20 protein-coding genes are annotated in these 17,139 nt (G+C 68.1%); 11 read left to right on the top strand and 9 right to left on the bottom strand.

What is annotated here, in order from left to right; all coding sequences use genetic code 11:
- Positions 1-272 precede the first annotated feature (272 nt).
- The 3 genes from ACFYO0_RS24660 (at position 273) to ACFYO0_RS24650 (ending at position 3,420) form a co-directional block, all read left to right on the top strand.
- Positions 273-1,505 carry an amidohydrolase family protein gene (locus ACFYO0_RS24660; protein ID WP_388680348.1) on the top strand — a complete coding sequence of 411 codons (1,233 nt, stop codon included), beginning with the start codon at positions 273-275 and terminating at the stop codon, positions 1,503-1,505.
- Positions 1,506-1,525: 20 nt separating this feature from the next.
- Positions 1,526-2,434 carry an LLM class F420-dependent oxidoreductase gene (locus ACFYO0_RS24655; RefSeq protein WP_388680345.1) on the top strand — a complete coding sequence of 303 codons (909 nt, stop codon included), beginning with the start codon at positions 1,526-1,528 and terminating at the stop codon, positions 2,432-2,434.
- Between the two features lie 239 nt (positions 2,435-2,673).
- Positions 2,674-3,420: a response regulator transcription factor gene (locus tag ACFYO0_RS24650; protein WP_388679736.1), complete on the top strand. Its 747-nt coding sequence runs from the start codon at positions 2,674-2,676 to the stop codon at positions 3,418-3,420.
- Between the two features lie 117 nt (positions 3,421-3,537).
- Here ACFYO0_RS24650 and ACFYO0_RS24645 read toward each other — a convergent pair whose 3' ends face one another.
- Positions 3,538-4,350, bottom strand: a complete 813-nt coding sequence (locus ACFYO0_RS24645; RefSeq protein WP_388679733.1) for a hypothetical protein — start codon at positions 4,348-4,350, stop codon at positions 3,538-3,540.
- Positions 4,351-4,396: 46 nt separating this feature from the next.
- Positions 4,397-5,143: a hypothetical protein gene (locus tag ACFYO0_RS24640; protein ID WP_388679731.1), complete on the bottom strand. Its 747-nt coding sequence runs from the start codon at positions 5,141-5,143 to the stop codon at positions 4,397-4,399.
- 235 nt (positions 5,144-5,378) lie between these two features.
- Here ACFYO0_RS24640 and ACFYO0_RS24635 point away from each other — a divergent pair, with 235 nt between their 5' ends.
- The 4 genes from ACFYO0_RS24635 to ACFYO0_RS24620 all read left to right on the top strand — a co-directional run bounded on the left by ACFYO0_RS24635 (position 5,379) and on the right by ACFYO0_RS24620 (position 10,600).
- Positions 5,379-6,155 carry an SDR family NAD(P)-dependent oxidoreductase gene (locus ACFYO0_RS24635; protein ID WP_388679728.1) on the top strand — a complete coding sequence of 259 codons (777 nt, stop codon included), beginning with the start codon at positions 5,379-5,381 and terminating at the stop codon, positions 6,153-6,155.
- A gap of 99 nt (positions 6,156-6,254) precedes the next feature.
- Positions 6,255-7,373 carry an LLM class flavin-dependent oxidoreductase gene (locus ACFYO0_RS24630; RefSeq protein ID WP_386336725.1) on the top strand — a complete coding sequence of 373 codons (1,119 nt, stop codon included), beginning with the start codon at positions 6,255-6,257 and terminating at the stop codon, positions 7,371-7,373.
- 13 nt (positions 7,374-7,386) lie between these two features.
- Positions 7,387-9,126, top strand: a complete 1,740-nt coding sequence (locus ACFYO0_RS24625) for an amidohydrolase family protein (RefSeq protein ID WP_388679725.1) — start codon at positions 7,387-7,389, stop codon at positions 9,124-9,126.
- Between the two features lie 16 nt (positions 9,127-9,142).
- On the top strand, positions 9,143-10,600 hold the full coding sequence (locus ACFYO0_RS24620; protein ID WP_388679723.1) for an aldehyde dehydrogenase family protein: 1,458 nt from the start codon (positions 9,143-9,145) through the stop codon (positions 10,598-10,600).
- 11 nt (positions 10,601-10,611) lie between these two features.
- Here the strand turns inward: ACFYO0_RS24620 and ACFYO0_RS24615 are convergent, their stop codons facing one another.
- The 4 genes from ACFYO0_RS24615 to ACFYO0_RS24600 all read right to left on the bottom strand — a co-directional run bounded on the left by ACFYO0_RS24615 (position 10,612) and on the right by ACFYO0_RS24600 (position 13,096).
- Complete coding sequence (locus tag ACFYO0_RS24615) at positions 10,612-10,911, bottom strand: type II toxin-antitoxin system PemK/MazF family toxin (RefSeq protein WP_388679721.1); 300 nt, start codon at positions 10,909-10,911, stop codon at positions 10,612-10,614.
- Entirely contained in the window at positions 10,908-11,138 is a 231-nt protein-coding gene (locus ACFYO0_RS24610) for a hypothetical protein (protein ID WP_388679719.1), read from the bottom strand. The genes ACFYO0_RS24615 and ACFYO0_RS24610 overlap by 4 nt, the downstream gene beginning before the upstream one ends.
- Before the next feature lie 77 nt (positions 11,139-11,215).
- Entirely contained in the window at positions 11,216-11,854 is a 639-nt protein-coding gene (locus ACFYO0_RS24605) for a LysE family translocator (protein WP_388679716.1), read from the bottom strand.
- 126 nt (positions 11,855-11,980) lie between these two features.
- Positions 11,981-13,096: a hypothetical protein gene (locus ACFYO0_RS24600; protein WP_388679713.1), complete on the bottom strand. Its 1,116-nt coding sequence runs from the start codon at positions 13,094-13,096 to the stop codon at positions 11,981-11,983.
- Positions 13,097-13,316: 220 nt separating this feature from the next.
- Here ACFYO0_RS24600 and ACFYO0_RS24595 point away from each other — a divergent pair, with 220 nt between their 5' ends.
- Positions 13,317-13,970: a hypothetical protein gene (locus tag ACFYO0_RS24595; protein WP_388679710.1), complete on the top strand. Its 654-nt coding sequence runs from the start codon at positions 13,317-13,319 to the stop codon at positions 13,968-13,970.
- A 136-nt stretch (positions 13,971-14,106) separates the two neighbouring features.
- Here the strand turns inward: ACFYO0_RS24595 and ACFYO0_RS24590 are convergent, their stop codons facing one another.
- The gene (locus ACFYO0_RS24590; RefSeq protein ID WP_388679707.1) at positions 14,107-14,295 is read right to left on the bottom strand and encodes a DUF397 domain-containing protein; all 189 of its coding nucleotides are present in this window, start codon (positions 14,293-14,295) and stop codon (positions 14,107-14,109) included.
- A 10-nt stretch (positions 14,296-14,305) separates the two neighbouring features.
- Positions 14,306-15,157 (bottom strand): helix-turn-helix domain-containing protein, encoded by an 852-nt coding sequence (locus ACFYO0_RS24585; RefSeq protein WP_388679704.1) that lies wholly within the window; start codon positions 15,155-15,157, stop codon positions 14,306-14,308.
- Between the two features lie 226 nt (positions 15,158-15,383).
- Between ACFYO0_RS24585 and ACFYO0_RS24580 the strand changes: the two genes are divergently transcribed.
- From ACFYO0_RS24580 to ACFYO0_RS24570, 3 genes are all read left to right on the top strand, one after another.
- On the top strand, positions 15,384-15,818 hold the full coding sequence (locus ACFYO0_RS24580) for an ATP-binding protein (RefSeq protein WP_388679701.1): 435 nt from the start codon (positions 15,384-15,386) through the stop codon (positions 15,816-15,818).
- A 101-nt stretch (positions 15,819-15,919) separates the two neighbouring features.
- The gene (locus tag ACFYO0_RS24575) at positions 15,920-16,195 is read left to right on the top strand and encodes a hypothetical protein (protein ID WP_388679698.1); all 276 of its coding nucleotides are present in this window, start codon (positions 15,920-15,922) and stop codon (positions 16,193-16,195) included.
- On the top strand, positions 16,192-16,476 hold the full coding sequence (locus tag ACFYO0_RS24570) for a hypothetical protein (protein WP_388679696.1): 285 nt from the start codon (positions 16,192-16,194) through the stop codon (positions 16,474-16,476). Before ACFYO0_RS24575 ends, ACFYO0_RS24570 begins: the two co-directional genes overlap by 4 nt.
- A 230-nt stretch (positions 16,477-16,706) precedes the next feature.
- Here ACFYO0_RS24570 and ACFYO0_RS24565 read toward each other — a convergent pair whose 3' ends face one another.
- Positions 16,707-17,117 carry a nitroreductase family deazaflavin-dependent oxidoreductase gene (locus ACFYO0_RS24565; protein WP_388679693.1) on the bottom strand — a complete coding sequence of 137 codons (411 nt, stop codon included), beginning with the start codon at positions 17,115-17,117 and terminating at the stop codon, positions 16,707-16,709.
- Positions 17,118-17,139 lie beyond the last annotated feature (22 nt).

Below are 17,139 nucleotides of genomic sequence, written 5' to 3'. Positions count from 1 at the left end.
ACTGTCATGACAACCAGGCCAGTTTGCCTTGTGGACGCCGCATACGTCAGCTGTGGGAGACGCCGATCACAGGCCGACGTGCCGTGAACTGAAACGTCTCACACGGCCCTCACATGGTCCTCTCAACCTAGAGACCGCTCACCGCGGACGGATACAGGGGTGGAGACAGGGGCGGCCGGCGGGAGGAGCCGACGAGAGCCCGACCAGAGAGCCTCGATCCGCATAGCTGACGCCCCGTCAGATCGGCGCTACCGTAAGACCTCATGGAGACCATGGAGACCTTCCCGAAGATCATCTCGGTGGACGACCACACAGTGGAGCCCCCCAACGTCTGGCGGGACCGGCTCCCGTCGAAGTACCAGGACCGAGGACCCCGTATCGTCCGCGCACCGCTCAAGGAAATGACCTTCCTGGGCGGCAAGTTCGCCCCTGTCATGGGCAATCCCGGCGACGACGGCCCCATCGGCGACTGGTGGGTCTACGAGGACCTGCACCGTCCCCTCACCCGTCTCGACACCGCCGTCGGGTACGACAGGGACGAAATCAAGCTGGAGATCATCACGTACGAGCAGATGCGCCCGGGCTCGTACGACGTCCCGCAGCGCCTCGCCGACATGGACGTCAACCACGTCCAGAGCGCCGTCTGCTTCCCCACCTTCCCGCGCTTCTGCGGCCAGACCTTCACGGAGGCGAAGGATCACGAGCTCGGTCTGCTGGGGGTGCGCGCGTACAACGACTGGATGGTCGAGGAGTGGTGCGGCCCCGAGGCGCAGGGACGGCTGATACCGCTCACGCTCATCCCTCTCTGGGACGCCGAGCTGGCGGCGCAGGAGGTGCGCCGCAATGCCGCTCGCGGCGTACGCGCCGTCGCCTTCTCCGAGATACCCCCGCACCTGGGGCTGCCGTCCGTCCACACGGACGAATGGGACCCGTTCCTCGCCGCCTGCGACGAGACCGGCACCGTCATCGCCATGCACATCGGGTCCAGCAGCAGGATGCCCTCCACCTCCGCGGACGCGCCGCCCGCCGTCGGCTCCACCATCACCTTCGCCAACTGCTGCTTCTCGATGGTCGACTGGCTGATGAGCGGCAAGTTCGAACGCTTCCCGAACCTCAAGGTCATGTACGCGGAGGGCCAGATCGGCTGGATCCCGTACATCCTGGAGCGCGCGGACGTCGTCTGGGAGGAGAACCGTGGCTGGGGCGGAGTCGCCGACAAGGTCCACCGCCCGCCCTCCGAACTCTTCGCCGAGCACGTCTACGGCTGCTTCTTCGACGACGCCTTCGGCCTGAAGAACCTCGACGCGATCGGCGTCCCGAACGTGCTCTACGAGACCGACTACCCCCACTCCGACTCCACCTGGCCCAAGTCCCGTGAGGTCGGCGAGGCGCAGATGGGGCACCTGGACGCGGACGTCGTCGACCGGATCGTACGGCGGAACGCGATCGAGCTGCTGGGGCTGACCGAGGACGGGCTCTGGGCCGGACCGGGCGGTGCCCGTTGAGCAGCCCGCTGCTGTACGGGATGCAGCTCCCGGTCCAGTCGCAGAGCACGATCTACGCCGAGGCCTGGGAGGCGGCGGCCGGCCCCGACGACCTCGTGGAGATCGCCCGCACGGCCGACCATTCCGGCTTCGCATACCTCGCGAGCTGCGACCACGTCGCCATCCCACGTCGCCTCGCGGCCGCAATGAGCACCGTCTGGTACGACCCGGTCGCCACCCTCGCGTTCCTGGCCTCGGTCACCGAGCGCGTACGGCTGCTCAGCCATGTCGCCGTCGTCGGACTCCGCCACCCGCTCATCACCGCCAAGCAATACGCGACCCTCGACCACCTTTCGAGCGGCCGCCTGATCCTCGGAGTCGGCGCCGGCCACGTGCAGGAGGAGTTCGAGGCGCTGGGCGTCGACTTCGAGCGGCGCGGATCCGTGCTCGACGAGAGCATCGACGCGCTCCGGTCCGCCCTCGGCCGCGATGAATTCCCCGAGCACCACGGCAAGTTGTACGACTTCGAAGGCCTCGGTCAGCGGCCCCGGCCGACGCAGGCCCACGTACCCCTCTGGGTCGGCGGGTCCTCGCCCGCCGCCGTACGCCGAGCCGCGGTCAAGGGGGACGGCTGGCTGCCGCAGGGCGACCCCCGGGACCGCCTGCCGGACCAGATCGCCCGGCTGAAGCGCATACGGGAGGAGGCGGGCGTCACCGAGCCCGTAGTCGTCGGTGCCATCACCGAGCCGCTGTACGTGGGGGACCCGGCCTGGGACGTGGGCCGCCGCACCCTCTCCGGCCACCCCGAAGCACTGGCCGAGTCACTGCGGGCCTACCAGGCGATGGGCGTACACCAGATCCAGGTCCGTTTCCGTTCCCGAAGCCGAAGCGAACTCACGGACCAGATGGGCGCGTTCGGGGCGGAGGTAGCTCCGCATCTCCAACCCTGAAAAGCCCGCACCCCCACGCTCCCGCAGCCTCCCACCGGCGGGAGGGGGCGTGGGCCGGTGCGTCGGGCGCGACCAGCCCCAGACGGCCTGCGGCCAAAGAACGACCTGCGGTCGCCCTGCTCCTCCCAGCGGAAGGCATCCTGTCTGACAGCATGACAGCAATTTCTTGAACATTTGAACAGGCCCGCTCCGGGTCCCGTACGTAGAGACGTCATGACTTCTGCGGAAGGGCCCGCGAAATGCGATCTTCCAGGCACGTCAGCACGGCGAATCACGCGTACTACCCCCCTGCACCCGCCGATTCGTCCCGGAGACTGACCGTCGTCCTGGCCTGCGCCGAGGACGACTGGCCGCATGACGACTGGCCGGCCCCGGACGATCCGTACGTGGGCCGGGTGCTGCACTCTCCGGCTCCCCACCATTTCCTGCGCGACCGTGCCCGTAACGGGGACAACGAGGCCGTGGACGTCGTGGTGCTGCCCTGCGAGGACCCTGCGGACGCCTTTCCGAGGCTGCTCGGCGCTATGGGTGACATGAACGCATCAGTAATCGTCATCAGCCCCGAGCGCGACCCCGACGTGATCGTCGACGTCTTCCGCGGCGGAGCCGGTTACCTGGCGGAGGGCGACTACTGCACCTGCATGCTCTCCGCGGCGGTCGTGGGCGCCACGGTCGGGCACACCTATCTCTCGCCCGTGGCGTGCGCGGCCCTCAGGGAGTGCGCCCAGCGCATGGCGGCCCCGCGTGACGACGCGTTACAACGGCTGCGGGCCCTGCTCTCACCCCGCGAGCGACAGATCATGGAGTTGCTGTCGACCGGCCTGGGCGCGCAGGAGATCGGGGTGCGGCTGAGGCTGACGGAGAAGACCGTCCGCAACAACCTCAGCAACATCTACGCCAAGCTCGACGCCCGGGGGAGTACGGACGCGGTCCTGCGCTGGCTGGGCGCCAGGAATGGCGACAGCCTGGGGTCTGCGGCCCGCTGACGCTGCCGTCGACGTGACGGGCACGGGCGCCGACGGTAGCGGACAAGAGCACGGAAGAAGCCCCCGCGTGAGAAGCGGGGGCTTTGTGCCGTCGGCTACGACTGCCCTCCCGACGAGTTACGGTGCCGGGATCTCGGACAGCGGGACCTCGACATCGGTGACGTTCTCGCCGCCCTTGCCGAATCCGGGCTGCTGCGACTCTGCGCGGATCTCGGCGCTCTGCGGGCTGCTGTCGCCCCCGACTTCCTCGGCCTCCGGCGTACCGCACTTCACGTTGCGCACCCAGAGACGGCCGTCAGGAGCGCCGTTCTTCAGGAGTTGCGGATAGAAGACGTGCACGCTCGTGCCGCCCTCCTCGGGGGAGAAGAACACCTTCTGGCCGTCCTGCGCCTCCTTGTAGGTGGCCTTGAGGAATCCACTGACGTCGGTGCGCTTCTCGGACCACATGAAGAACCCGATGTGGTCGGGCATCACCGTGCCCGTCAGGGAGAAGTCGAAGCCGGTCCCCTTGTCGTCACGCGTGAGGTTGAACTCCGTCGTGTTGAACTTGGCGCCGATCTCGAAGAAGGAGTTCCCCAGCTTCGAGTCGGCGGCGGCGACGAAGCCGTCTTCGAGCGTGATGAACCTCGTCACCGACGTGGCCACGCTGAAGGTCTTCTCGCGTTCGGTGGTGGACCCGCAGTTGTTGGACGGGGTGGAGACGCGCTTGTTGGGCCCCAGGTTGTTCCGCTTGACCTGGACGTCGACGAATTCGCAGTTCTCCAGGGTGGCGGCGTCCTCCGCGCAGTCCTTGGTCACCTCGGAGGGTGTGGCGGCGCCCGCCTGGTTCATCAGCGGAATGGCTACCGCGGCGGCCACCACCGGGGCCAGCACGATGGTGATGCGCTTCTTCTTGCTCCGGTGATTTCCTTTGCGGCCGGGGCGAGTCATGGTGCGTCTCCTTGAGGGGGGAAGTGTGAGGGGTTACGAGGGTCCGTCAGCAGTCGGTCAGGACGGGCTTGGGCTCCCCGTCCGCGATTCCGGGAGCGCCGGCCGCTCCCGCCAGAACGACGGGGCCCTCGACGACTTCCGGCGCCGAGTAGTTCTGCTCGGGGGTGGGGTTGACGGCGAAGCTCCCCGGGTTGGCGTTGATCTTCACTCGCCATTCGCCCGTCATACGCTGCATCTTCGGCGTGAACTCCATGTGGAGGACCTTGCCGACCGGAACATCTATTGTTTCGCTGTCGCCGGCGGTGACCGTATCGACGGTGATGTCGGTCGTTCCCTTGTGCTTGAGCCAGGACCCGCTCAGGGCGCCGAAGAGCCCACCGCCGGCACCTTGCTGTGTCGCGGTGTACTTGCCCTCACCCTGGCCTACAGTCGCTGTCCATTTGAATTCGGCCTTCGTCGGCTTGGTGGCGTTGGGCTCGCAGTTCGGGAAGTCGATCGAGACCTTCTCCGTGGGGCCGTCGAAGAACTCCAGCTTCTTCGTCTCGACGAAGTCGCAGGTGTCGGACTCGAAAGTGGGGCCGGCGATCCCATGGCCACCAAAATCCTCGAGAGACTGGTTCTTGCCGTTGAGGACCTTGGTCCTTTCGCACAGCTTCATGATCTGCTCCGGCGTCTTCTCCTCGGCCGCGTTGGCCGACGGCAGTAACACCGTGGCGACCGCGGCGCCCGTGGTGATCGCCGCGCCGATCGCCACATACCGGACCTTCTTGTTCTTGAATCGCCTCTTTGCCACGCTCTGCTCTCTCCTTGAGGGGGGGGCTTTATTGGGAGTTCCTTTGCCTTCCCGTTGAGGAATATTGGCGTTCGCTTCGCGGCCCCGACAGAGTCAAATGTCCCTACCTGCCGGTCACTTCGAGTGTGCGATCGGCCACATGGCCGACTCCCCGCCCCTTGCCTGACGCACCGTCAGATACGACGATGAGGCCTCAGGAAGCGTCAGAACGCAGGCGACGAAGGAGAGGCACCCCATGGGCAAGCTCGACGGACGCGTCGTTCTCATCACCGGTGCCGCACGCGGGCAGGGTGAGCAGGAGGCGCGGCTCTTCGCCGCGGAGGGCGCCGAGGTCGTCATCGGGGACGTACTGGACGACCAAGGGGAGGCGCTGGCCAAGGAGTTGGGCGCGCGGTACGTGCACCTCGATGTGGGCCGGGAAGCCGACTGGCAGTCCGCGGTGGCCGTGACCAAGGAGGCGTACGGGCGGATCGACGGGCTGGTCAATAATGCCGGGATCCTGCGCTTCAACGAGCTGGTCAGTACGCCGCTGGAGGAGTTCCAGCAGATCGTGCAGGTCAACCAGGTCGGCGTCTTCCTCGGCATCAAGACGCTCGCGCCCGAGATCGAGGCGGCCGGCGGCGGCACGATCGTGAACACCGCCTCGTACGCGGGGATGACGGGCATGGCCTGGATCGGTGCGTACGCGGCGACCAAGCACGCCATCGTCGGGCTGACCCGCGTGGCCGCGCTGGAGCTGGCCGGGAAGGGGATCCGCGTCAACGCCGTCTGCCCGGGCGCTATCGACACCGCCATGAGCAACCCCGCCCAGCTCGATCCCGGCGCGGACGCCGAGAAGGCCGGTGAGGGCATCGACCGGCTGTACCGCAAGCGGGTGCCGCTCGGACGGATCGGGCAGCCCGAGGAGGTGGCGCGGTTGGTCCTCTTCCTCTCCGGTGACGACTCCTCGTACATCACGGGGCAGCCGTTCGTGATCGACGGAGGCTGGCTGGCGGGGGTCAGCGTTCTCTGACGCCTCGTCAGCTATTGACCCTTCGCGGGTGCGGTGCGACAGTCGGCGAAGCAGATCTGACGTTCCGTCAGATACCGATGTTGGGGACGGTGAACCTCCTTGGAATTCGGGCTCTTTGTACAGGGATACGTGGGCAAGCGGGCCGAGACCGATCCGCTCGCCGAGCACAAGGCGCTGATGGAGGAGACCGAGTACGTCATCCAGGCGGACAAGTCCGGCTTCAAGTACGCCTGGGCGTCCGAGCACCACTTCCTGGAGGAGTACTCGCACCTGTCGGCGAACGACGTCTTCCTCGGGTATCTGGCGCATGCCACCGAGCGGATTCATCTGGGGTCGGGGATCTTCAATCCCCTCGCCCAGGTCAACCACCCCGTGAAGGTCGCCGAGAAGGTCGCGATGCTCGACCATCTCTCCGAAGGCCGCTTCGAGTTCGGCAGCGGACGGGGCGCGGGTTCGCACGAGATCCTCGGCTTCATCCCCGGCGTCACCGACATGAACTACACCAAGGAGATCTGGGAAGAGACCATCGCCGAGTTCCCGAAGATGTGGCTCCAGGAGGAGTACGTCGGGTTCCAGGGCAAGCACTGGTCGCTGCCGCCGCGCAAGGTCCTGCCCAAGCCGTACGGGAAGGCGCACCCTGCCATGTGGTACGCGGCCGGGTCCCCGCCCTCGTACGCCATGGCCGCCCGTAAGGGCCTGGGTGTGCTCGGCTTCAGCGTGCAGAAGGTCTCCGACATGGAGTGGGTGCTGGAGCAGTACAAGACGGCGATCGTCGAGGCGGAGCCGGTCGGGGGCTTCGTCAACGACAACGTGATGGTGACGTCGACGGCGATCTGCGCGCCGACGCACGAGGAGGCGGTACGGATCGCCGCGGGCGGCAGCCTCCACTACCTGCAGTCGCTCGTCTTCCGCTACCACGACACGTTTCCGCGGCCCGAGGGCTTCCCGGTGTGGCCGGAGACGCTGCCCGAGTTCAACGAGGAGATCATCGAGCACCTCATCGCTGAGGAGTTGTTGATCTGCGGGGATCCGGATGAGGTGCTCACGCAGTGCAAGCGGTGGGAGCAGGCCGGGGCCGATCAGCTGTCCTTCGGCATGCCGATCGGGATCTCTCGTGAGGACACGCTGCAGACGATTCGGCTCGTCGGTGAGCACGTGATTCCGAAGATCGATACGGATCCGGTGCATCGGACGTCACGGTTCCGTCAGGCTTCCTAGGGGGTTTTCCACGATGCTCGACCATCTGATCAAGGGCGCGACCGTCGTGGACGGGACGGGAGCGCCCGCGTACACCGCAGACGTGGGGATACGCGGCGGCCGTATCGCCGTCATAGCGGAACCCGGCAAGGTTGCCGAGGAGGCCAGGACCAGCGAGGACGCCGGCGGGCTCGTCCTCGCCCCCGGCTTTGTCGATCCCCACACCCACTACGACGCTCAGCTCTTCTGGGATCCGTATGCGACGCCTTCCCTCAACCACGGTGTGACGACCGTCGCGGGCGGCAACTGCGGATTCACCCTCGCCCCCTTGAACCCCTCCCGACCCGAGGACGCCGACTACACACGGCGGATGATGTCCAAGGTCGAGGGCATGTCGCTGGTCGCGCTCGAGGAGGGGGCGCCCTGGAGCTGGCATACGTTCGGGGAGTATCTCGATGCTCTCGAGGGGCGGATCGCCGTCAACGCGGGGTTCATGGTGGGGCATTGTGCGCTGCGGCGGTACGTGATGGGGCCGGACGCGGTGGGCGGGCAGCCTTCCGAGGAGCAACTGGCGGAGATGCTGCGGCTGTTCCATGAGTCGATGGACGCGGGTGCCTGGGGGCTGTCCACCACCCAGTCGTCCACGCACTCCGACGGCGATGGGAAACCCGTAGCCTCGCGGCATGCGAAACCGGCCGAACTGCTGGCTCTGTCCCGTGCCGTCGCGGAACACGAGGGCACGCAGATAGAGGCCATCGTGGCCGGCTGCCTCGACCAGTTCAGCGACGATGAGATCGACCTCTTCGTTGAGATGAGCGCGTCGGCGGGGCGCCCCCTGAACTGGAACGTCCTGACCATCGACGCGGCCGTCCCTGATCGCGTACCGAGGCAACTGGCGGCAAGTGAGCGTGCCCGTAAGGCCGGTGGCCGGATCATCGCGCTGACGATGCCGATCCTCACCCCGATGAACATGTCGCTCGGCACCTTCTGCGCGCTCAATCTGATCCCCGGCTGGGGCGAGATCCTCGGCCTGCCGGTGCCCGAGCGGATCGCGAAACTCCGCGACCGGGACGTACGGGCCGAGATGCTGCGTCGCGCGGACAGCAAAGAGGCAGGTGTCTTCCGCCGGCTCGCCGACTTCGGGCGGTATGTCATCGGGGACACGTACAGCCCCGAGAACGAGGGACTGACCGGCCGCGTCGTACGGGACATCGCGGCCGAACGCGGCCAGGAACCCTTCGAGTGCATCGTCGAGATCTGCGCCAACGACCAGATGCGTACGGTCCTTTGGCCCATGCCGACCGACAACGACCCCGACTCCTGGGCGCTGCGCGCCGAGACCTGGCAGCACGAGGACGTCATGCTGGGCGGCTCCGACGCGGGGGCGCATCTGGACCGGATGTGCGGGGCGCCGTACACGACGCGGTTCATCGGGGACTGTCTGCGCGGGCGGAAGCTCGCGACGCTGGAGCAGGCGGTGAAGATGCTCACCGACGATCCCGCCCAGCTCTTCGGCCTGCGGGAACGCGGGCGGATCGCCGAGGGATGGCATGCCGACCTCGTCCTGTTCGACCCGGAACGCATCGACGCCGGTACGGCCACACTGGTGCACGACCTGCCGGGAGACAGCCCGCGGCTGGACTCCAAGGCGATCGGGATCACGGCGGTCTGGGTGAACGGGGTCGAGGCGATTCGCGGGGACCAGGTGACGGGGGCGGTGCCGGGGAAGGTGCTGCGCTCGGGTCAGGACACCCTGACGGTGAACACCAAGTGACCGAGGTGAGTACGGAGTGACGGACGAGCAGCGGCTGTTCATCGGGGGCTCGTGGGTCGTACCCGATGACGGTTTCTACGAGGTGATCGACCCGGCGACCGAGTCGGTCGTCGGCCTGGCGCCGGAGGCCTCGCGGGAGCAGGTGCACGCGGCGGCAGCCGCGGCTCGCGAGGCCTTCGGACCGTGGTCGCGTACGTCCCCTTCGGAGCGGGCGGCGGTCCTGGACCGGGCGGCGGACATCATTCAGCGCAACCTCGTCCCGTACGCCGAACTCGCCCAGGCGGAGAGCGGCGCCACGACCGGGACGGCGCGCGGGATGCAGGTGGGGGTGGGCGCGGCCCGTTTCCGGCGGTACGCGAAGGGGGCGCTGGAGCCGGTCGAGGAGGCGCTGGTCCCGCAGATCAACGAGGCGGGCCCGTTCGGCAAGGCGGCCGTCATGGGCGCCTTGGCCATACGCCAGCCGGTGGGCGTCGTCACCTGCATCACCTCGTACAACAATCCCTGGGCGAACCCGGCCGGCAAGATCGCCCCCGCCCTGGCGATGGGCAACACGGTGGTGGTGAAGCCCGCGCCCCAGGACCCGCTGTCGGTCTACCGGATGGCGGAGGCGCTGGAGGCGGCGGGCGCGCCGCCCGGTGTGGTGAACGTCGTCTCGGGCTCGCGGGCAGAGGCCGGTGAGGCGGCGGTCGACTCGCCCGACGTCGACATGGTGAGCTTCACCGGCTCGACGGCGGTCGGGCAGCGCATCGCCGAGGTGTGCGGGCGCGACATGAAGCGCCAGCTGATGGAGCTGGGCGGCAAGGGCGCGGCGATCGTCTTCGACGACGCGGACGTGGCGTCGGCGGTACGGGGGATCGGGACGACCTTCTCCTTCTACAGCGGCCAGATCTGTACGGCACCGACGCGAGTCCTGGCGCAGCGGGCGGTGTACGACCGTGTGGTCGACCAACTCGCCGCGTACTCAGGCTACTTGAAGGTGGGCGACCCGCGCGCCGAAGGCACGGTCGTGGGCCCGGTGATCTCGGCGGCCCACCGGGACAGGGTCGAGTCGTACATCGAGCTGGGCCGCAAGGAGGGCGCGCGGGTGGTCGCGGGCGGCGAGCGACCCGCGTACGACACGGGCTTCTACGTCGCCCCCACCCTCCTCGCGGACTGCACGAACGACATGCGGGTCGCCCGCGAGGAGATCTTCGGCCCGGTCGTGGTCGTCATCCCCTTCGACGAGGAGGAAGAGGGCGTCGCCCTCGCCAACGACTCCGACTACGGCCTGATCGACTACGTCTGGTCGGGGGACGTGGCGCGTGCGTTCCGGGTGGCCCGGTCGCTGCGGGCCGGCGGCGTCGGCGTCAACACGGTCGGCCGGAACATGGAGGCCCCGTTCGGGGGCTTCAAGAAGAGCGGGGTGGGGAGGGACGTGGGTTCGTACGCGCTGCATGCGTACAGCGAGGTGCAGGCGATCGTGTGGCCGGGGTGATGTCAGCTGCTCTACAGGTCGAATACGGCTCGGAGTCCGATCTCTACGGCTTCCATGACGCGTTCGTCCACCGGTCCCAGGTCTTCGGTGAAGTGGGGGGCGGACAACGTGCGGAACTCGCCGAGCACGATGGTGCCCGACGAGGGCGTGCTGACCGGAATGTCGACGAGCGTCGGCTCGCGCACCTGCTGCGGATAGATCAGTACACAGGTCGCAGTCTTGTTTTGTGCGTTGAGGGCGTCGGACGAAATCACCAGGACGTGGGCGGGGCCCCCGGCGAAGGAAAGCTGGTAGACGTGTCCGCGGTTCACCGACCCGCCACCCGCGCCCAGCGCTGCAACGTGGCTTCCTCACTCTCGGCGGGCTCAGCGGCCGTAGTCACTATCCCCGCCTCGGCCCGCACGCGCGCGGACTTCTCCAACTGCTCGGCGAGCATCTGGCGGCGCAGTATCCGGGCGGTGTAGGCGGACGCGTTCCCCTTGGCCTTGACGAACGCGGCTACGTCATCGGGCAGGCTCATCGTCATGTTGATCGTCATGTGGGCATCATACTCTTCTCATGCGCAAGGTGTGGCCATCGTAGGAGCATCCGGCTTGACCGGATCGGCGGGAGCAGCTACTCCTTTCGCCCCGTCGCGGCGACAGTGACGCCAAGGCCCACCATGGCGAGTCCGCCGACCCCACCGACCAGGGAGAGCCGCCGAGGTGACCGGGCGAACCAGCCCCGTGCGGTGGCGGCGACCAGCCCCCACACGCTGTCGGACGCCAGCGCGATGACGTTGAAGACCAGGCCGAGCAGCAGCATCTGCGCCACGACGTGTCCTTGGGCGCGGTCGACGAACTGTGGCAGTACGGCGGCGAAGAACACGATGGTCTTGGGATTGGCGATCCCGACCACGAACCCCTCCCACAGCGTGCGCCGACCGCCGACCGTGGCCACGTCCTCGCTGAACGCGGCCTGCAACGAACCCCGTTGCCGCCACGCCTTCATCCCCAGGTACACCAGGTAGGCACCACCCGCCAGTTTCAGCGCCGTGAAGACCAGGACGGAGCGCTCCACGACGGAACCGACACCCAGCGCCACGGCCACGACGAGCACGTACGCGCCGAACGTGTTCCCCACGACGGTGGTCAGCGCGGCGCGACGCCCCTGCGCCAGCGCCCGCCCGATCACGAACAGCACGCTCGGACCGGGCACCACGATCAGCAGGAAGGACATGGCCGCGAAGGCGAGCAGTCGGTCGGTGGACACCATGGGTCCATGCAACACAGGGAGGGCATACCGGTGCATCCCCTTTTCGCAGGGGGCCGGCGTTCCTCACCCCGCCGAGGCGGCCCTGCTCACCGAGTGGCCGGACCGCCTCTCGAACGCGCCGCGGGCCTAGGCTTCGATGCGTTCCGTGTATGCCTCGGTCGGAGGAGCGGGGGTGGGACTCGTCATGCCCGCCGACCAGAATCCCGCGGTCCCGGGAATGGGCGTCACGTCGTTGAGGTACGGGGCCGTCGCCGCGCCGGCTGGACCTCGTACGACGTTCCAGGCGCCGCCGTCCCGGCGCAGATAGGTGCTGCGGGTCTGGTCCTGGTAGTTCCAGCCCGATATCCATGCGGCGCGGCCCTGTGCGTCGCCCGCGATTCCGGTCAACGACCCCACGGTGAAGCCCGGTTGTACCCGTGTCCAGGCCGTGCCGTCCCAGTGGGCCAGAGCCGGGTTGCCGGGGCGTCCCGGTGGTCCGCCGATGCCGGCCTCGGTGCCCACCGCCCATACGTCGTCCGGACCGGCCGGATGCAGGTCGCTGATGGTCAGACGGAGGCCCGTGATCGGAGGCAGGACCGTCCATGCTCCGTTCCAGCGGGCTACGAGTCCGGACCATCCTCCGCCGGTTGGCCGTGGCTGGTCGCCGCTCACCCAGACCTCGTCCGGCGAGCGAAGTACGACCCGGTACAGGTTCGCGCTCGCGACAGGCAGCGGGTCCAGCCATCGCCATTGCCGCCCGTCCCCCTGCAGCAGGCAGGCGCTGCCGCCGCGGCTGCCGCAGACCCACACCCGCAGGTCGGGGCCGACCGCGACCGCGTCCATCCGGACGTCCGGCTCGCCCATGCCCGGGAACGCGGCCTCGCGCCAGGTGGTTCCGTCCCAGCGCAGCAGCGGGCTCGTGTTCCCGGCAGGCAGGCCCACACTCCACGCCGCGGTGGAGCTGATACCGGCGACGTCGCTCAACCGCGTGTAGGTCAGATGCGACAGGTCGGTCTTCGACCAGGCGCTACCGTTCCAGAGCATGGCCAGCCCTCGTCCCTGCGACGGCCCGGCACGGCCCTCCTCGCCCACGGCCCAGGCCAGTTGGGGTCCGGCAGCGGCGATGCGGCGTAACTGCGCGACCGGGGTGCTGCCGGGCGCCGGCACGGCCTGCCAGCCTTGCGTACGGGGCGTCGGCGCAGCGGCCCGGACCGCGTCCGAACCGAGCGTGATCCCCGAAAGTGCGCCGATCGTTCCTGCCACGAATCGTCTTCGTCTCACTGCTGGGTCCCTCCATGCGGGTCGGAAGGACCACCGTGAAACAGACAAGTTCAGAGGTCTAGGTGTGCACGTGACAAAACCCTGCCCAACTGCCCGAGGCGGAGGGGAGTTCATCCACTTGACCTTGTCGCAGGTGATCACCTGCACGGGCCGCCCGGTGGCAGGGACTTGCGGCAGGCGACACGTTCGTCATACTCCGCGCATGCACTTCGGGGTGGTCGTAGCGATCCTTTACTGCGTGCAGTTCAGCCGGGAACTGGACGAGAGCGAAGTCGAGCGCATCGCTCGCATGATCCTGGAGCAGCCGTTCTACGACCTCACCACGGAGGAGGAGTACGCCTCGATCAGGGCGGCGCTCGCCGAGGACTCCTGGGAGCGGGACTTGTCCTGGCAGCCGCATGACGAGCCGTCGGTCCGGGACTTCCTACGGCGTGTGCTGGAACGTCTGGACGCGCTGCGACCGTGGCAGGAACCGCCGTTCCGCCTCCTCGGGCTGGACTGCTGGGAGGAGTACAAACGCGGGTCCCTGCTGGCTCACGTACGGCTGGACCTGCCGGGGAGGGACCCGATGCACGCGCGCCTGCGCGCTGTACCCGGGGATGAGCACCAGTTGCGGGCACGAGTGCTGCGTCTGAGGTCCGGGGACGAAGTCGCCCTGGTGGCACCGCCGTTGCCGGGCGGAAACGAGGCGGTACTGATGGCGGTGCGTCCGCACCGGCCCGCGGCGACGGTGATCGAGGCGTTCCTGACCCATACGGCGTACCCGCGCGAGCGGGTGTCTCCGGCAGCCCGGCGCTGGTGGGAGGACCGGAGCGGCGGAACGCTGCCTCCGGGGGTGCACCCGCGGCGGGACTGAACAGCGGGGTCGCCGCAGATGGTCCCGCCAGGGGCGGCCGTTCGGCTCGGCTGTACGCCTCTCGTCTCCGCGCCTGGCGCTACGCCGTAGTCCGGCGCGTGCTCCGCACTGCTCACCCTCGTATCCCAGGCGTGCTTCAGCCGTGGTTCGGGCTCGCTTTCAGAGTGCGGAGGAGGGCACTGAAGGCGGAGGGGGCGGCGGAGAGGATGGCTTGGGTGGGGTCGGCGCTTTCGGTGAGGTGGATGGTCTCGGGGGCGGCGGATATGTGGACGCACGATTCGCCCTGTGCGCAGTAGGACGACTTCTGCCATGCGTAGGCGGTCATGAGGGTCCTCTCACAGCTCGGTTGCCAGGTTGCGGATGAAGTCGCGGGACTTTTCCGGGGAGAGTGCCACGGATTCCATGCGCCGGAGCAGATTGCGGTACGTGTCCAGCTCGGCCTCGGCGTCGACCAGCGCGGGGCCGTGTGACTGGTCCAGGGAGACCGTGTCGAGCCGGGGCACGGTGCCGTGGATGTAGAGGAACGTCTGTCCAGAGCCGGGGTAGGCACCGACGGCGAAAGGGATCACCTGGATGGTGATCTCGTCGCGCTCGCTCTGGGCCAACAGGTGCTTCAGCTGCCGCTTGGCGACTGACGAGCCGCCCACGGGTACGCGAAGGGCGGCCTCGTGGATGATCGCCTGGTATGGCACCGGGTCGGCCTGGTCCAATAGCGCCTGGCGCTGGAGCCGGTGGTTCACGCGGTGCTCGATGTCGCGGCGGATGAACTCGGGTACGGCCTGTTCGTAGATGGCGCGGGCGTGGTCGGCGAGCTGGAGCAGGCCGGGGATGTGTGCCGTGTTGGCCGCCTGGAGCCGGACCGCGTGGTGTTCGATTTCCGCGAGGTCCAGCAGGCCGGCTGGGAGCACCTCCCGAAACGTCTCCCACCAGCCGCTCTTGCGTTCCGTGGCCAGCTCGATCAGGCCGTCGATGTAGGCGGTGTCGGAACAGCGATAGATGCGGGCCAGGGCGCGCAGGCGGTCGGGGCTGACGCCGAAGCGGCTGGCCTCGATGTTGCTGAGTTGTGCCTGGCTGACGCCGAGTTGACGGGCTCCCTCGGTGACGGTCATACCCGCGCGCTCACGAAGCCTCCGCAGCTCCGTGCCGAGACGGAGGCGACGGGCGGACGTGGCGGTCTTGGGCGCCATGGCTCAACTCTCCTTGCGAATCGGCAACTTGATGTCACCCACACGAGGGAACATCTCATGCGATTGCCCATATGGGAAATGTATTAAGTGGATGGCCGCTAGATTACTGACCAGGCGCCCCGCCCAGAAGTGCCCCGCTCGACGGAGCGGCGAGGTCACTGGGCAACCCATGCACGAAGACAACGCAGACCAACCGTCCAACTCCCCTCTGTAACCGGAGACTTCCATGGCAACCGTATCCGCACCCTGGAACTACACCCTGCACCTTCCCCGAGACTCAAGAGCTCCCGGTATCGCCCGAGGAACACTCAGGCTCGTCCTGTCCGCGCACGGAATGGCTCAACACGCGTCCACTGCCGAGCTGTTGGCCTCCGAGTTGCTCACCAACGCCCACACCCACACCGCCGGCCCGTACGCTCTTCGCATCCGCTCCATGGAGCCCGACCGCCTCATGGTCGCCGTCTGGGACACCGACCCGAGGGTGCCGGACGCCTTCCAGGAGGGTGCCCCGGTCGTCGTACCGCCGGAAGACGTCGAGCACGGGCGCGGGCTGCACCTCGTACGGGCGTGTGCGGAATCGGTGGGTGTGTCCGTACTGCGGGAGTGGGGTGCCTCCAAGGGCGGGAAGCTGCTGTGGGCCGAGTGCGGGGAGGCGCGGTGAGTGGGACGGTGCACGTCGAGGGAAACGATGTGCCATGCCGGTCGTGGGTGCACGGCGTCATACTGGGAGGTGGAACTATGGCCGTTCACCAGGAGCAGATCATGAGCGCACAGCGTGAGCACGGCTGGGGAGCGATGCCCCTTCCGGAGATCCGGACCGTGGACGACCTGCGCAGCGCGCTCAGCCGGTACGGGTTCCCGGGCGACCGGGAGCGCTTCGAGGAGGAACTGGCCGCAGCCATAGGAGCCTCCCCCACAGACGACTTCGAGCGCGCCGCGGCCGTGGTGAGGGCGTACCGCCACCGGGTCCAGATCAGGAACTCACCCGAGATCATGGCAGCCCTCGAAGAGGCGCATACCGGAGGCGGCAGCGCATGAGCGAGGTCCCGCTGGAGGAGGCCGAACCCGCCAGGAAGGCGTACGGCGACCTCACGGAGGGGGAGCGGGAAGTGGTCCGCGAGGCGCTCACGGTCATCGCACGAGACCCGGCGGTCGGGCGCGAGATTCCCGGCTGGCGACCTCCCTCTGTGGAGTACACGTACACGACACCTCTGGCCCGCGACTCGGCCGAGGCGATCACCGTCGTGTACACGCACACGCCGGGACTGGGAGTGACGGTCGTCTACTACTTCCGTGATCCACAGGTCATAGATCCGTAGGCCCATGGATCAGCAGCTCCTCAATCCTCGGATTGAAGATTGTTCATCCTGACGTTGCTGGCGGGGGCGCGTGCCTGCGGTGGAGATCGCCTGTCAGCGCCCGCTCGCCGCGCGCTCGCACGTGTCTGATCTGCGCATTCGTGGCGCGGGTCCCTCGGTCCAGGGCGGTCTCGGAGCGGCCTTTGGGGCGGCGTACGGCCACGCTCGAACACCAGGCCCGACAGAGTCCTTCATGGAGCAGCGTGTCCATCATCGAGGTCCACCCGCACCGTTAGCAGCTCCGTCCCCACCAGCCGCACCGCCGTGCTGTTCGCGCGGGGCAGCTTGCGCAGGCGGGCGATCGGGTCGTCGTCGGGGAGCAGGTGGGCCGTCCCGGTGTGCCAACGGCCCTTGATGCGGACCCGGACTCTCGGGTTCGCCCGGATGTTCCGTACGTACTGTGACTTCTCGCCGTACTCGGAGACGATCCAGAACTCGTCCCCGACCCGGCTTCCGCCGAGCGGGGTCCGGCGCGGCTGCCCCGACTTTCGCCCCGTGGTCTCGAGGAGCGTCTGAAAGGGCAGTTGTCTGGAGAGCGGATTGGCGACCCACCGCTGGAGCGTCGTGACGGCGCGGAACTTGAGATCGTGGAAGCGCGACATAAGGCACTGGTCCTTCTCGTCG

The sequence above is a fragment of the Streptomyces sp. NPDC006365 genome (assembly GCF_042870755.1).
GTDB lineage: Bacteria > Actinomycetota > Actinomycetes > Streptomycetales > Streptomycetaceae > Streptomyces > Streptomyces xiangluensis.
This window is presented reverse-complemented; position numbering and strand designations above follow the sequence as displayed.

Bases quoted from the DNA above. Each gene is read 5' to 3' on its own strand.
- ACFYO0_RS24585 (WP_388679704.1), bottom strand. From the start codon at position 15,157: ATGGCGCCCAAGACCGCCACGTCCGCCCGTCGCCTCCGTCTCGGCACG.
- ACFYO0_RS24610 (WP_388679719.1), bottom strand. From the start codon at position 11,138: ATGACGATCAACATGACGATGAGCCTGCCCGATGACGTAGCCGCGTTC.
- ACFYO0_RS24625 (WP_388679725.1), top strand. From the start codon at position 7,387: ATGCTCGACCATCTGATCAAGGGCGCGACCGTCGTGGACGGGACGGGA.
- ACFYO0_RS24580 (WP_388679701.1), top strand. From the start codon at position 15,384: ATGGCAACCGTATCCGCACCCTGGAACTACACCCTGCACCTTCCCCGA.
- ACFYO0_RS24595 (WP_388679710.1), top strand. From the start codon at position 13,317: ATGCACTTCGGGGTGGTCGTAGCGATCCTTTACTGCGTGCAGTTCAGC.
- ACFYO0_RS24650 (WP_388679736.1), top strand. From the start codon at position 2,674: ATGCGATCTTCCAGGCACGTCAGCACGGCGAATCACGCGTACTACCCC.
- ACFYO0_RS24655 (WP_388680345.1), top strand. From the start codon at position 1,526: ATGCAGCTCCCGGTCCAGTCGCAGAGCACGATCTACGCCGAGGCCTGG.
- ACFYO0_RS24635 (WP_388679728.1), top strand. From the start codon at position 5,379: ATGGGCAAGCTCGACGGACGCGTCGTTCTCATCACCGGTGCCGCACGC.
- ACFYO0_RS24660 (WP_388680348.1), top strand. From the start codon at position 273: ATGGAGACCTTCCCGAAGATCATCTCGGTGGACGACCACACAGTGGAG.
- ACFYO0_RS24565 (WP_388679693.1), bottom strand. From the start codon at position 17,117: ATGTCGCGCTTCCACGATCTCAAGTTCCGCGCCGTCACGACGCTCCAG.
- ACFYO0_RS24590 (WP_388679707.1), bottom strand. From the start codon at position 14,295: ATGACCGCCTACGCATGGCAGAAGTCGTCCTACTGCGCACAGGGCGAA.
- ACFYO0_RS24570 (WP_388679696.1), top strand. From the start codon at position 16,192: ATGAGCGAGGTCCCGCTGGAGGAGGCCGAACCCGCCAGGAAGGCGTAC.
- ACFYO0_RS24645 (WP_388679733.1), bottom strand. From the start codon at position 4,350: ATGACTCGCCCCGGCCGCAAAGGAAATCACCGGAGCAAGAAGAAGCGC.
- ACFYO0_RS24605 (WP_388679716.1), bottom strand. From the start codon at position 11,854: ATGGTGTCCACCGACCGACTGCTCGCCTTCGCGGCCATGTCCTTCCTG.
- ACFYO0_RS24575 (WP_388679698.1), top strand. From the start codon at position 15,920: ATGAGCGCACAGCGTGAGCACGGCTGGGGAGCGATGCCCCTTCCGGAG.